The following is a 12,843-nucleotide window of genomic DNA, read 5'->3' as shown; positions in this document are numbered from 1 at the left end:
GTGCGAAGCCCTTCGGGCATCCAGGTGCGGACACGGAGGAATTGATCCCGTGTCGTCATCGGGCCGGTTCACACCTCTTCAGCCGTTCGGAGGTCTCCCGTCGCCGCAGCTTCCCCGAGGACGTCTTGGGAATCCATCCCGCCGGGACCACGTGGACATCACGCGGGCTCACCCCCAAGGTGCGGTACACACGGTCGGCCACCTCGGCGCGGATGCGCGCGCTCTCGGCGGTATCGGCATGCAGTGCCGATTCGGCCACCAACGCGAACCCCTCCCCGGCCGCCGCCGTGGACAGGCGGACCGCGGCGATACCGCCGGAACGGACTCCCGACACCCCGGCGACGGATCTCTCGATGTCCTCCGGGTGCACATTGCGGCCCGAGATGATCAGGATGTCCTTCTTGCGCCCGCAGATCACGGGTTGCCCGTCCTCGGTGAGATATCCGATATCGCCGGTGGGTAGCCAGCCCTGCGCGTCGAGCATTGACTCGAACCCGGCCGCCGTGCGGTACCCGGCGGTCACGTTCTCACCGCGGATCTCGAGCTCACCGATTGCCTCCGCGGGCAGCACCGAGCGGTCCCCGTCCACCACCCGTACTTCGCAGCCGGGCAGCGGAAGACCCAGCGCAACACGCGCACTCGCCTCGTCGCCCTGGGCTGCGACGAGATCGGGATGCGGCGGACACACCCGGTAGCGCTCGCCGCGGCGCACAAAGGACACCGCCAAGGTGGCCTCCGCCATGCCATAGGCGGGGACGATGGCGTCCGCCCGCATGCCGAACCGGGCGCCCTCGGTGGTGAAGCGTTCCAGGGTCGCGACATCGATGGCCTCGGCACCGCTGAGCGCAAACCGCAGCGAGGACAGGTCGTATGCGCCGTCGGGTGCCTTGCGCAGCCGACGGGCCAGCAGTGAGTACGCGAAGTTGGGCCCGGCCGTCATGCTGCCGCGGTACGTACTGATCAGCTCGGCCCACAGCAGCGGGTCACCGAGGAAGTCCATGGGGGTCACGCTGACGGTGCTCAGCCCCTGACACATTGGGACGATCAGGTAACCCATCATGCCCATGTCGTGGAAGAGCGGCAGCCAGCTCACCACCACATCAGATTCGGGGTCGGCGCCCGAGGCACTGACCATCGCCCGCAGGTTGGCCTCGATATTGCGGTAGGTGATGCTGACAGCCTTTGGCGTGCCCGTGGACCCGGAGGTCAACTGTAAGAAGGCAACAGCGTCCTGGTCGACATTGGTGATCTCCCCCGGCGTGCCTGCCAGCAGGCCCGGCAGCTCCAGCGCACGGGCACCGACGGCCCCGAATTGACCGGCAGCCGCCAGGAACGGGTCACCCACCACCACAGTCGCGGAGCCCACCGCGGCCAGCGCCAGGCCGGTGTCCTCGATCCACAGCTGCATATCGGACCGGTGGGTCGGCTGGTGCAGCATCGTCACGGAGGCGCCGGACATCCAGATGCCCTGCACCAACGGTGCGATTTCACCAGGGGCACCGGCTAATACGGCCACGGCGTCGCCGGGGCGCACCCCCGCCGCCTGCAGTGAGCCCGCGATGCGCAGTCCCCTCTGATGCACGTCGGCCCAGGGCACGGTGCGCAGCTCGCCCAAAAGCGATGTCCCGTCGGCCGCGCTGGGCGCCGAGGTGAGACCGCGCTGGGTTACAGCCGCGCTGGCGCGCAGCCTGTCGATAACCGGGTTCGAAGTCGGACGTTCTTCCCGCGAGCGGCTCATCACAGGCGGCTCTCCACCAGTTCGATCAATGCCCCGAGCGTCTTGCATTCGAAGACATCGTCCTTGGTCAGCTGGATACCGAAGCGGCCCTTGATCTCCGAGACCCCCACCGCGAACGACAACGAGTCGAACCCGAGGTCGCCGACCAGTTCGGAGAAGTCGTTGACATCACCCGTGGGCATCTCGAGTTCCTCGGCGATGAACTCGATGAGGAACTCGCGGACTTCTGAAGTAGTTTCCATTTTCTTTCTAAGCCTTCTACTTACCTATTTTTCGGCGGATCACCAGATGGATGGGGATTTGCAGCAGGGCGAACATGCCGAGGGCCACCAGGGAACCCTTCACAACGGCCATCGCGTCGAAACCGCCGTACATGATGGTCGACGCGGCGGACACGATGTGCGAGAAGGGGTTCGCGTTGATGCTGATTCTGAGCCAGTCGGACAGGAACACCGAGGGCATGAGCGCCTGACTGACGAATAGCACCGGCAGTGCCAACGGCAGCATCGCCACCGGAGCCTGCGGGTTGAGGGTGCGCAGTGCCACCAGGTAGAACAGCGAGCTGTATGCCGCCGACCACAGGAACATCACCAGGACAAGGAAAATCCCGGTCAGCAGGCCCGCCCGCAGTGGTGCGTCCAGGAAGGCCAGCAGGGCAATGACAATGACCGCTGCCGGCAGGATACGGAACATCTCGAAGCCGATCTTGGCCGCCATGATCTGGCCGGTCGACACACCGTAGAGCCGCAGCCGGTCGGTGAACCCCGATCTGATCTCGTCGATGAGCGTTCCGGCCCCGTACCCGGCACCGAGCATCGGGATGAGCATGATGAGCCCGGGCGCGATATACGCGGTGTACGAGGACAGCGGGAAACCCGGGAGGTCGGCAACACGCTGGAACATCGATCGCACGAAGATCACCAGCACAACCGGGAAGACGATCGGGAAGATGAATCCGAACACCGGCTGCCGCAGTCCCACTACGACATAACGGCGGAAAAGCCTTGCGGTATTGGACAAGGCGCTCACTGGGTCACCTCCAGGAATGCGTCGCGCAGCGAGGTGGACCGCACTTCGATATTGGCCGCACCCAGGCCGATACGGTCGAGTTGGGCGCTCAAAGCCCCCAACTCCGAGGCCGAGGCGGAATCCAAGGTTCCCGACAGCGCGCCGGAATCATTCCGCTGCACGGCGTAACCCGCGGCCGCCAACTCAATGGCCGTATCTTCGGATATGCCACCATCCGCGGAGATCTCGACCGCATAGCCGTGACTGCGGGTGAACTCCTGAGTGGATCCCGAGGCCACCAGCCGACCGCTCTTGACGATGCCCACCTCGTCGGCCAGGGACACCGCCTCATCCATATCGTGCGTCGTCAGCACGACGGTGCGCCCTTCGGAGCGCAGCAGCCGGATAGCATTCCAAACCTCCTGTTTGCCTTCGATATCCAGCCCGCTGGACGGTTCGTCGAGGAACAGCATCTGCGGGTTATGGGCTACCGCCAGCGCGACATCGACGCGGCGACGCATACCGCCCGAGAGCGCCCCAACCTTCCGGTTGAGGTAGCTGCCCAGGCCGAACTGCTCGATGAGTTCTTCCTCGCGGGCCTTCCGCTGTGCCTTGGGCCAGCCGGCGATCGCCAGGCTCATCCGGATCTGCTCGACCGGCGACATCCACAGGTCCAGCGCCACCTCTTGCAATGCCACGCCGATCAGGGGGCGCAGCTCCTTGGTCTTGTCGACGGGAATGCCGAGCACCTCGAGCTCCCCGCTGGTGGGTGCCAACAGTGTGGTCGCCATGCGGATGGTGGTGGTCTTACCGGCGCCGTTCCTGCCGAGCAAGCAGTAGACGATCCCGCGCGGGATGGTCAGGTTCAGGCCATCGACGGCACGGGCTTCCGACCCGGGGTAGGCCTTGACAAGATCGGCCGCGCGCAGCGCGGGAGTCTGTGTTTCCGTTGTCATGAATCAGTCCCTCACTTTCGGGAGGACATGGCGTTCCAGCTTTTCGGTGAGACCGATGCCCTGCGCTGTCATGCTCACGTCGATCGACGTGAAAAGCGGGAAGCTGCCGACTGTGCTGTCCTTGGGCACCTCGTTCACCTGGTGGATCTGGCCGCTACTCGCGCCGGAGATGGTGAGATCCACAACGGTGCGGACGAGCTCGACGGGTTTGTCGCGCCATATCGCCTTGCGGCTGCCATCGGCCCTGACGTGGCCGTGCACCTTCGCTCCCCCGCCGCATGTGCCGGTCAGCTCACGTTCACCGTCGTTGTGCACCAAGGCGATTCCGCCGTCAATGACGCATTGCAGGGTCACCCGCGAATCCAGCGGGTTGACGATGGTGATGGCGTCCAAAGTGCTGGGCTTGCCCTCACCGCCGGTGACGATCCCGGTCTCGTACGGGAAACGGTCGCCCTGGTAGTACTGCTCGATCTTCAGCTCGCCGCGCCGCGGCCCCGGCCCGACGGTCATCACACCGGCGCCGGGCAGCGCGGTGGTCTCGCCGAGATAGGTCACCGAGCCGGACACCTCCAGCGCATAGTCGCCGAAGGGCGACCTGCCCTGCGGTTCAGCCGCCGGGTCCCCTTGTACCGCTGGGTACTTCAACAATTGGAAGGCGTGGCCGACGGGTTTACCGGCCTCCTCGTTCACCGGTGCGCATGCGGTGGCCACCGCTACCGACAGCACCGCGGCAGCACCTGCGGCGAGCCGTCTCACCGCGGAACCCCGGTGACTGACAGGGTCCGACTCAGCCGGCGGTGCCGGTGCGCGAAAAAGGCCGCCAGTACCTTGCTCATCAGCTTGCCCCACCCGGGAATCAGGCCCATTGGCGCCTGCGGGGCCAGGGTGATCTCATCGGTCACCCTGGTCTTTTCGCCCGTCTCAGACGCCACCGGTTCCAGGGTCCGGTGGTGCACCCAGACCCGCATGCCGGTCATGAGGGACTCCTCGCGGAACATCCGTCCGGGCTCGAGCCGCGCCACGGTGATGTCGTCGAACCCGAACGGGAGGACCCCGAACAGCAGCAGAAAACTCTTGCCGATCCGGGTACCCGGGCTGACATCGCCAATCGACTTCCCCCGGAACTCCTTGGGCATGGTCATCTTCATGTACGGGCCCATCTCGTCATTGATGCCCTCTTGGGTGGTTACCCGTTCCCACACTTTGTCTACGGGACAGTCGATCTCGCTGACCTTGCGGAATACATGCTCTTCGGTGTGAATCGATCTCATCTCGTTCTTTCCTTATCGGGTGACGGGTATGCAGCACGGGCGGTGGCGGTCAACAACGAGCCGTCGCGGACCGCCTCGGCGGCGTCGGGTACGAAAGACCCGCTGATGTCGACGACGGCCGGCACGCTGTCGGCGCCGATGTAGTTGGGCAGGATGTCACCGATCTGGTGCAACCGGTCCGGCAGCAGGTGGTGGTACCAGTCGAACAGCGGCACCACCAGTGCCACCGTTACGAACCGAACGCCCTCGGTGGCGAGGCTGCCGAAGAACTCCTGCCAGATCTGTTCGATCATCCCGGCGCGGCGCTGCTTCTTGCATACTCCTTGTGTGGCGAGCTCGGCGATGCACTCCGCCGCGATGCCGTCGAAGAACGAATCCCATTGCGGATACAGGTAGTTGCGCGCCACCTTGCCGCCGTCCCGGTAATTCCGGGCGTCACGCAGGGTGCTGAAGCTGTCGAGCCCGAGCTCGGGATCATGGCGCAGTGAACGCAATACGCCTACGGGGTGCTCGGGCGACTGCGCGGAGAAGCCCACGTAAATCTCCGAGGACCGCTCCCAGGTGCGGTAGTGCACCATCTCGCCCGCGGCAAGATCGGCGTCGTCGGCGAAATCGTTCTCCAGGCCGAATATCGAGTACTCGACGTTCTTCGCCCACGGGAAGCGGGCATCTGATGCCCGGATCCGCTCGACACGCACCAACGGATTGCTCATACGGTGCTCACCTCCAGGGCGCGGGCACGCCAGATCCGGTTGCCGTGCGCGGCAATCTCGGAGACCATTGCGGCCGCCATCGACGCGGTGATCAACGGGTTGACGAATGTCAGCTTGATCGCCTGACCTCCGGCAGCGCTGGACCGGCCCACGATCGCTCTGCCGGTGCGGGCCAGCTCCGCACGGATCGCGTCGTTGATGCCATCACGTTTCTCGGGCACCACATCCGGCTGCCGCCAGCGCAACACCACGGTGTTGGTACACACGGGCGCGGCCAGTTCCAGGTCCGGGTGTTCGGCCGCCGCGTGTGCAGCGGATGACGCCGCCGCACAGGTGGCGTCGATCATCGCGGCGATATGCCGCTGGCCCACCGCCCGCAGTGTGACCAGCACCTTGAGCGCGTCGAAGCGGCGGGTGGTCTGCAGTGACTTGCTTACCAGATTGAGCACATCATGCTCGGAGTCGCTGGCAGGGTTCAGGTAATCGGCATGTGCGACAAGCGCATCGAAGCTCGAGCGGCTGCGTACCAGCAGGGCACTGCAACTTATCGCCTGGAACAGCAGCTTGTGGAAGTCGATGGCGACCGAGTCGGCCTGTTCGATTCCGCGCAGTAGGTGCCGGTACTTCTCGCTGAAGATCAGGCACCCGCCCGCGCAGGCGTCCACATGGGTCCAGATCCCGCGCGCACGAGCGACGGCGGCGGGTGCTTCCAGCGGGTCGATCGCACCGAAATCGGTTGTCCCGGCGGTGAGCACGAGCGCAAACACGGGGGTCCCCGCACGGTCCGCCCCCTCCAGGATCCCGGTGAGGGCCTCGGCCCGCATCCGCCCGGCATCATCCGTAGGCACCTCGATAATGGCGGCGGTCCCTAGCCCCAGCAGCCGGAGTGCCTGCTGTACCGAGAAATGTGTCTGCCGGGTGCACAGCACTCGCCACGAACCGGCCTCTGGCGGCAGTCCCCGTGCCGCGATATCCCAGCCGTAGGTGTTGCGGGCGAACAGGTCCCGGGCCAGCAGCAATGCCTGCAGATTCGACTGAGTACCCCCACTGGTGAATGTCCCGTCCGACCCGGGCGCGTACCCCATTCTGGTGCAGAGATATTCGATGACCTGCTGCTCGATCGCGGTGGCGGCGGGAGCCTGGTCAAAAGAATCCATCGACTGATTGAACGCACTGACCAGCACCTCAGCGGCCAACGAGGGCAGCGCGGGCGGGCAGTGCAGGTGCGCCAAATACGCAGGGTGGGTCACCACCACGGACTTCTCGGCGAGCAACCCCGCCGCCTCATCCAATGCCCGGCTCAGCCCGACCCCGTGGGGATCGTCGAGGTCGAGTCGCCCGGCATCACTTTTCAGCGCCGCGTAACCGTCCACCAGCCCTGGCTTCGTGGCGCCGCCCAGCGCGCCGCTCGCCCGATCGGCCGCCAGCGCGATGGCTTCGCGGTACGTGGTTTCGCTATCGCCCGTGAGGAAATCACTCACGAAGGGGCTCGGGTTGGGCGTCACCGTGACACCACCAATGCGGGCTCGCCGGCCGATCGAGTGCGCGCTACCGCACCGAGAGCGGAATCGAATGCGTTCAGTGCCGCGGCGATATCGGCTTCCTCGATGGTCAGCGGCGGCAGAAATCGCACCACGTTGCCGTATTGGCCACCGGTCTCGACGATGAGGCCGTGCTGCAGGCAGGCACTCTGGATCTGTCCGGCAAGTTCGGGCGCCGGCGCCGCGGCATCGCCAGGCCACGGCTGGTCCGGGTCCACAATCTCCACACCTAGCATGAGCCCTGCCCCACGCACCTCGCCCACCAGTTCCGACTGGGCCGCAATGGCATTCAACCCATCCAGGAAAAGACGGCCACGGACGGCGACCTGCCCGGGTAGGTCGTTCTCCCGTGCGAAGCGGATCACCGCGCTCGCGGCGGCGAACGCCATGGCGTTTCCGCGGAATGTCCCGGTGAAGGCGCCGGGTTCCCACACGTCGAACTCCTTGCGTACCACCAAAACCGCAATCGGGATACCGGAACCAAGGCCCTTGGAGATCACGACCATATCGGGTTCGATACCGCAGTGCTGGAACGCCCACGCCGGTCCGGTGCGGTACACGCCCGCCTGTACCTCGTCGGCGATCAGCGGTACCCCGAGCGTCGATGCGGCCCTACGCAATGCCTGTCCCCACCGCGGCGGGGCAGGAATCACGCCACCCTCACCCAGCATAAACTCGGCGATGAGCGATGCCGGTGCCGTCACGCCGCTGTGCGGGCGCGCAAGAGCGTCGGCCGCCGCGACCGCCAGCTCGACACCCTGTTCCCCCGCCACCCCGAATGGGCTGCGGTAGTCCTGCGGGTACGGCAGGAAGCTCGTGTGCGGTGACAGCACCACCGGCTGCTGACGCAACCCGCCCCCGGAGCTCGCGGCACGTGCGGCCCGCGTGCAACCGTGGAAACCGCCTTGTACACCAACGTGTTCGCGGCCGCCGGTGGCGACCTCGGCGAGCATCAGGGCAGCCTCGACCGCGCTCGCTCCACTGGGCGAGCACAAATGGATGCTCGCGTCGGCGGCCAGCCCGACCGGCAGTATGGACAGCAGATCCTCGACGAATCGTTCCCGGGCCGGGGTATGAAAGTCGAGTGACAGCAACGGCTCCCCGGAGGAGACCGTCTTCATGACGGCCTCACTGATGACGGGGTGGTTCCAGCCCAGCGACATGGCCCCGGCAGCGGCCAGGCAGTCGACATACCAGCGGCCGTCGTCGGCACGAACCCGGGAGCCCCGCGCCTCGACGGGGCGTATCGGCAGCCGCCGCGAATACGTGGATGCCGCGGATTCTCTTGCTGTGGAAGATAATTGGCTGGCAGTCATAGCGCCTCCTTACGCGGGTGGGCGAGCAGCCGCCGCAGCGATGAGGCGAGTGAACGGTCTTCGGTCGACCAGTACCCGGCATCGGGCGGGGTCGCCGCCGCGAGCCGGCGGCGCGCCTCACCCAGCTGGTGGTAAGGCAACTGGGGGAAGAGGTGGTGCACCGCATGAAAACGCAACCCCACCGGCGCCCACAGTGGGCCCAGTACGGGTACCGACGGGTGATCGATGGAATCGAGAACCTGCTCGGGAAAGGTCATGCGCTCGGTGCTGCCCTCATATCGGTGCGCCGCCAGCACCCGCAGCCAGTTCACGAACAACGCCAGGGCGATCACCAGATACGCCTCCAGCAGCCGCCTCGGCGAGTACGCGCCCAGAAGCAGCAGCACCAACAGGGCCGATGTGTATGCGAAACAGGAGATTTCCTGCACCAGCCAGGGTCGGGGTGCGCCTGCCGGCGGCAACGGGCGCTCGAAATCTGCATCGATCATCAGCGACGATGCCCGTGTCAGGACAATGGGCCTGATCGCGGGAACCAGCCAGCTCAGCGGCGCCAGCACCAGAAACCGGAAGACGAACGCCAACGGCCCGGCCAGCGCGCTGAACGGCAACAGGATGACGCGCCAGCGCGGCTCGCTGGCGTAGGCCACGTACTCCCCGTCCTCGGCAGTGCCGTAGGTGCGTGATGCATGGTGCTCATGATGGAACTCGAATGTGAATTTCGGTGTCAGCAGCGGGATTCCGCACACCAGATGCCAGACCACCGAGAACCAGCGCAGCTCGCGCTCGGCGTGCACGATCTCGTGGACAAACAACACGCCGCGGTAGAACGCGAAGGCCGCCAGCACAATACACGCCGCCGCCCGGAGTGACAGCAGGTCGTCGACCGGACACAGCAGGAATGCCGTGTACCCGACCACCATGCAGGCGGCCAAGTCCAGCCAATAGATCCACTGACGGCGCGCGGCGAGGTCTGCTACCAGCGCACGCGCATCGGCCATCGATATGCCGAGCGCCTCCTTGGAGCCGCCCTGCGCCTGCCGCGCTTCGACCGTCATCGCACAAACTCCGCTATCAACTCGTCGGTAGACACCAGGGGAATTCCCAGCTCTCGCACTGCCCTGTCGGGCGCGTAGTACAGCTCGCGGGCCATCAGTTCGACGTTCTCGGGAACCAGCGCGTCGTCGGGGTCGAAGCGCGCGGAGACATCACGCAGCAGCCGGTTCCCCTTGCCCAACGTCCGGAACAGCCCCATAGGCGCGGACCGCACCGGGTGCTCGCGCCCCACTGCGGCCACGAGCAGCTCGCCGAGCTGCCGGTAGGACAGGTTCGCCGAGCTCAGGATGTAGCGGCGCCCCTTGTCCCCCTTGGCCATCGCCGCCGTAATGCCGACAACGAAATCTCGCGCCGAGCACACCGCGGTACCGCCGGGCGGTACGACGCGCAACAACCCCTTGCGTGCGGCGACCAGCAGCCCCTGCCAGGACCGGGCCGGGCCAGATCCCGGCGCGAACACGGCGGCGGGGTTCACCACGACCACATCCAGGCCACGATCGGCGAAGTCCAGCACCAGCCGCTCACCCGCACGCTTAGTCGCCGCGTACACGTTGTCGAGCACCGAGTCCTGTGGGTCGAAGTCCTCGTCGGCCACCACGCCATTGGCCGGGTACCCGATGGCAGCAGTGGAGGACACATGCACCACCCGCTGTACACCGTGCCTAAGCGCGGAGTGCGCCACGTGGTAGGTGCCCAGCACATTGGTCTGCCAAATCCTGTGGCCAAGGCGAGAATTCGGCGATGCGATACCGGCCAGGTGGTAGACGTGGGACACACCCCGCATCGCGTTGTCGATGCTCTGCGCATCGGTGATATCGGCGCAAGCCGTATCGACATTCCGGCCTAGCTCGTCGCGAAGTACGGCAGGGTCGTGCGGGTTCGTCAGGACGGTGACGCGCTCACCGGCCTCCACCAGGGACGCGACGAGCGTGGAACCCAGGTACCCGGTGGCGCCGGTGACCAATGTGCGGCCGGCCATCACAGCGCCTTCTGGTAGACCCGGTGAATTTTCTCCGGATCTGTTTTCATCTGGGCAGTAAGCGAATTCGACCACACGTTGTCCTCGTGTACCCATGTGGTAGCAACCGAGGAGTACCCGCTGCCGGTAATCGTCCGGACGATCTCCCCCGCCAGGATCCTGCCGATGCCCGCGCCGAACTGGGTCTGCACCGCGCCGATGAGCACCACGACAGCGGTGCCGATCCCGCGGATGCGCCCGTCGCGCCGGGCCGCTAGCCGGGCCAGCAGCGCCGGGGTGAGACGGCCGGAGCGTCCGGCGATCTCGTTGACGTCGGGCAGCATGAGCAGGAATCCCACCGGGTTGCCCCCGGATTCGACAATCCGGACGATATTCGGGTCGATCAGCGGCCGCATCTCCGCCGCCATCCCCGAGAACACCTCGCGACTGAGCGGGACATTCTCGGGATGGTGGGCGAAGGAGTCGTTGTAAAGCCCGCGCAGCACCTCCAGCTCGGCAGCGTAATCGCGCATCCGCACCGAACGCACCGTCACTCCCTGGTCGCGCATCACCGCGTCGGCCCGCTTGAGCAGGCGCTGCCGCACCTCCTGGCTGCCGTCAAGTTGCCAACGGTAGGAGGCGGTATCGAACTTCTTGCGGTATCCGGCCGCCTCCAGCAGCCGTGGGTAATACCGCGGGTTGTAAGGCTGCATAACGGCCGGCGGCCTGTCGTACCCGGAAATCAGCAAGCCGACCTCCTCGCGGGAGGTGTAACTGAAGGGGCCGACGATCTTGGTGATGTCCCGGCGCGCGGCCCATTGCTCGGCCGCCCCGAGCAGAGCGCCCGCGACCTCCTCGTCGTCATCACTCTCGAAGAACCCAAAGAATGCGCAGTCGCCGTAGCGCTGCACGTATGCCGAGTCGATACTGGCGGAGATGCGGCCAACCGGGCTGCCACCGCGGTAGGCGACGAAGTTCTCGATCTGCACCTCCCGGTGCAGCGGGTTGTGCTTCGAGTCCATCTTCGCGCGCATGACGCGGCGCAGCGTGGGCCGCCAGCAGGGATCGTCACCGTAGATCTGCCACGGCACCGCGATGAATTGCTTGGCCTCACAGTGCGATTCCACTCGGCGTACCGTCACCGGCGATCCGGCGAGCCGCTGCCCGGCCGAATTCTCGATCAGACCTCTATCCAGCACGAACGATTCCCAGATCATGGGCCAGTTCGGGGTTGCCCTTGCTCTTCCACAGTGCGCCGTCCATGTAGAAGTGGTGCAGCACAAAGGTCAGCGGAACCGCGAAGATGACCGTGTCGAGCTGCCCTGCGAGGACCCCCAACCCCGCGAAGAATGCGATGTACAGCGGCAGTGCCTTGCGGGTCGACAACCGCGCCAGCAGCAGCTTCTTCTCGCCCGGATCCTCGGTGCGCGCGAAGCGGGTGTTGTTCCGCGTCCAGTTGATCAGGTGGTACTGCAGGCTGTGTGTGGTCGTCGCGATCAGAATGAGCGCGAAAAGGTCTGAGACCAGCAGGTAGGACAGGTTGTAGGACAGCGCCGCAATAACGAAGGTCGCCACCGACATGGCCGGAAGCGCACGCTGCCCGGCCCGCTTGAGCTGGAATTGCTCCCAGACGGCCATACCCAACAGGACTGCGGCGCAGACGAATCCACCGATTACCACGAATCCGGGGATGGGCGGCACCGGCACGCTCAGACTCGAGAAGGGCAGCCGGTGACCTAAGACCACGTACTCGGAGAAGTTCAGGCCATGGCTCGCCCGGTACAGCACCGGGGCCAGGCAGACCGCGTACAACGCGTACTTGATCCGGTCGCGCGGACCCTTGTAGCCGTTCTTCGCGGCGTAGATGTTGATGATGCCGAAGTGCTGTTTGACGACGTGGAACACCTGCCAATAGGCCCAGATGGCCAGCAGTGGTACGAGCCAGCCGCCGAACCACAGCGTGCCGACGATCGCGCCGACCACGATGAAGCTGATCACGTAGTGCGCCCAGAACCGCGACCGTTCCCGCGGATCCATCCAGACCCGGGCCGTCGTCGTCAGCACATGCGGCAGGTCGGACAGCAGTGAAAAGGCCACCGCACCGACGAGGAATACCCCCTTGTGTCCGTCGGCCGCGAAGAGCACCGCCGACAACAACGCGCCCAGCCCGAAGACAAAGAGGATGTCGACGCGTCTGCTGACGAACCACCCCGGCCGATTTCCACTGTCGGTGTTCTTCAGCTCATTGGTGTCGGTAGCAAAGGTAGCCATCGCGATCATCCTCGGGTA

The 12,843-nt window shown here is 65.7% G+C and carries 13 protein-coding genes; all 13 read right to left on the bottom strand.

The annotated features are described in order from the left end of the window. Positions 1-55: 55 nt before the first annotated feature. Genes MLB1_RS21295 through MLB1_RS21235 form a run of 13 tightly spaced genes read right to left on the bottom strand, consistent with a single transcriptional unit; the run spans position 56 to position 12,825 of the window. A complete protein-coding gene (locus MLB1_RS21295; RefSeq protein WP_180751827.1) occupies positions 56-1,741 on the bottom strand; it encodes a fatty acyl-AMP ligase in 1,686 nt (561 codons plus the stop codon). Next, on the bottom strand, positions 1,738-1,980 hold the full coding sequence (locus MLB1_RS21290) for an acyl carrier protein (RefSeq protein ID WP_030095215.1): 243 nt from the start codon (positions 1,978-1,980) through the stop codon (positions 1,738-1,740). Before MLB1_RS21290 ends, MLB1_RS21295 begins: the two co-directional genes overlap by 4 nt. 16 nt (positions 1,981-1,996) lie before the next feature. Further along, positions 1,997-2,767 carry an ABC transporter permease gene (locus tag MLB1_RS21285; protein ID WP_180751826.1) on the bottom strand — a complete coding sequence of 257 codons (771 nt, stop codon included), beginning with the start codon at positions 2,765-2,767 and terminating at the stop codon, positions 1,997-1,999. Further along, on the bottom strand, positions 2,764-3,702 hold the full coding sequence (locus MLB1_RS21280; RefSeq protein ID WP_180751825.1) for an ABC transporter ATP-binding protein: 939 nt from the start codon (positions 3,700-3,702) through the stop codon (positions 2,764-2,766). Before MLB1_RS21280 ends, MLB1_RS21285 begins: the two co-directional genes overlap by 4 nt. A gap of 3 nt (positions 3,703-3,705) precedes the next feature. Further along, positions 3,706-4,458, bottom strand: coding sequence for a hypothetical protein (locus tag MLB1_RS21275; protein ID WP_180751824.1), 753 nt, complete (start codon positions 4,456-4,458; stop codon positions 3,706-3,708). Continuing rightward, entirely contained in the window at positions 4,455-4,973 is a 519-nt protein-coding gene (locus tag MLB1_RS21270; RefSeq protein ID WP_180751823.1) for a hypothetical protein, read from the bottom strand. The genes MLB1_RS21275 and MLB1_RS21270 overlap by 4 nt, the downstream gene beginning before the upstream one ends. Next, on the bottom strand, positions 4,970-5,686 hold the full coding sequence (locus MLB1_RS21265; RefSeq protein WP_180751822.1) for a hypothetical protein: 717 nt from the start codon (positions 5,684-5,686) through the stop codon (positions 4,970-4,972). Before MLB1_RS21265 ends, MLB1_RS21270 begins: the two co-directional genes overlap by 4 nt. Beyond that, on the bottom strand, positions 5,683-7,191 hold the full coding sequence (locus MLB1_RS21260; protein ID WP_371750676.1) for an aspartate aminotransferase family protein: 1,509 nt from the start codon (positions 7,189-7,191) through the stop codon (positions 5,683-5,685). Before MLB1_RS21260 ends, MLB1_RS21265 begins: the two co-directional genes overlap by 4 nt. Then, positions 7,188-8,543 (bottom strand): aminotransferase class III-fold pyridoxal phosphate-dependent enzyme, encoded by a 1,356-nt coding sequence (locus MLB1_RS21255; protein ID WP_180751821.1) that lies wholly within the window; start codon positions 8,541-8,543, stop codon positions 7,188-7,190. The genes MLB1_RS21260 and MLB1_RS21255 overlap by 4 nt, the downstream gene beginning before the upstream one ends. Then, the gene (locus MLB1_RS21250) at positions 8,540-9,598 is read right to left on the bottom strand and encodes a fatty acid desaturase (RefSeq protein ID WP_180751820.1); all 1,059 of its coding nucleotides are present in this window, start codon (positions 9,596-9,598) and stop codon (positions 8,540-8,542) included. The genes MLB1_RS21255 and MLB1_RS21250 overlap by 4 nt, the downstream gene beginning before the upstream one ends. Further along, the gene (locus MLB1_RS21245; protein WP_180751819.1) at positions 9,595-10,575 is read right to left on the bottom strand and encodes an SDR family NAD(P)-dependent oxidoreductase; all 981 of its coding nucleotides are present in this window, start codon (positions 10,573-10,575) and stop codon (positions 9,595-9,597) included. The genes MLB1_RS21250 and MLB1_RS21245 overlap by 4 nt, the downstream gene beginning before the upstream one ends. Further along, a complete protein-coding gene (locus tag MLB1_RS21240; protein ID WP_180751818.1) occupies positions 10,575-11,771 on the bottom strand; it encodes an N-acetyltransferase in 1,197 nt (398 codons plus the stop codon). Before MLB1_RS21240 ends, MLB1_RS21245 begins: the two co-directional genes overlap by 1 nt. Further along, positions 11,743-12,825, bottom strand: a complete 1,083-nt coding sequence (locus MLB1_RS21235; protein ID WP_180751817.1) for a hypothetical protein — start codon at positions 12,823-12,825, stop codon at positions 11,743-11,745. Before MLB1_RS21235 ends, MLB1_RS21240 begins: the two co-directional genes overlap by 29 nt. Positions 12,826-12,843 lie beyond the last annotated feature (18 nt).

Source organism: Mycobacteroides sp. LB1 (assembly GCF_013449725.1).
Taxonomy (GTDB): domain Bacteria; phylum Actinomycetota; class Actinomycetes; order Mycobacteriales; family Mycobacteriaceae; genus Mycobacterium.
Note: the sequence above shows the minus strand (reverse complement) of the source record. Positions and strands in the feature narration are given on the sequence as shown.

Excerpts from the sequence above, each read along its gene's own strand:
- MLB1_RS21245 (WP_180751819.1), bottom strand. The coding sequence starts at position 10,575 with ATGGCCGGCCGCACATTGGTCACCGGCGCCACCGGGTACCTGGGTTCC.
- MLB1_RS21290 (WP_030095215.1), bottom strand. The coding sequence starts at position 1,980 with ATGGAAACTACTTCAGAAGTCCGCGAGTTCCTCATCGAGTTCATCGCC.
- MLB1_RS21250 (WP_180751820.1), bottom strand. The coding sequence starts at position 9,598 with ATGACGGTCGAAGCGCGGCAGGCGCAGGGCGGCTCCAAGGAGGCGCTC.
- MLB1_RS21255 (WP_180751821.1), bottom strand. The coding sequence starts at position 8,543 with ATGACTGCCAGCCAATTATCTTCCACAGCAAGAGAATCCGCGGCATCC.
- MLB1_RS21235 (WP_180751817.1), bottom strand. The coding sequence starts at position 12,825 with ATGGCTACCTTTGCTACCGACACCAATGAGCTGAAGAACACCGACAGT.
- MLB1_RS21240 (WP_180751818.1), bottom strand. The coding sequence starts at position 11,771 with ATGATCTGGGAATCGTTCGTGCTGGATAGAGGTCTGATCGAGAATTCG.
- MLB1_RS21280 (WP_180751825.1), bottom strand. The coding sequence starts at position 3,702 with ATGACAACGGAAACACAGACTCCCGCGCTGCGCGCGGCCGATCTTGTC.
- MLB1_RS21270 (WP_180751823.1), bottom strand. The coding sequence starts at position 4,973 with ATGAGATCGATTCACACCGAAGAGCATGTATTCCGCAAGGTCAGCGAG.
- MLB1_RS21265 (WP_180751822.1), bottom strand. The coding sequence starts at position 5,686 with ATGAGCAATCCGTTGGTGCGTGTCGAGCGGATCCGGGCATCAGATGCC.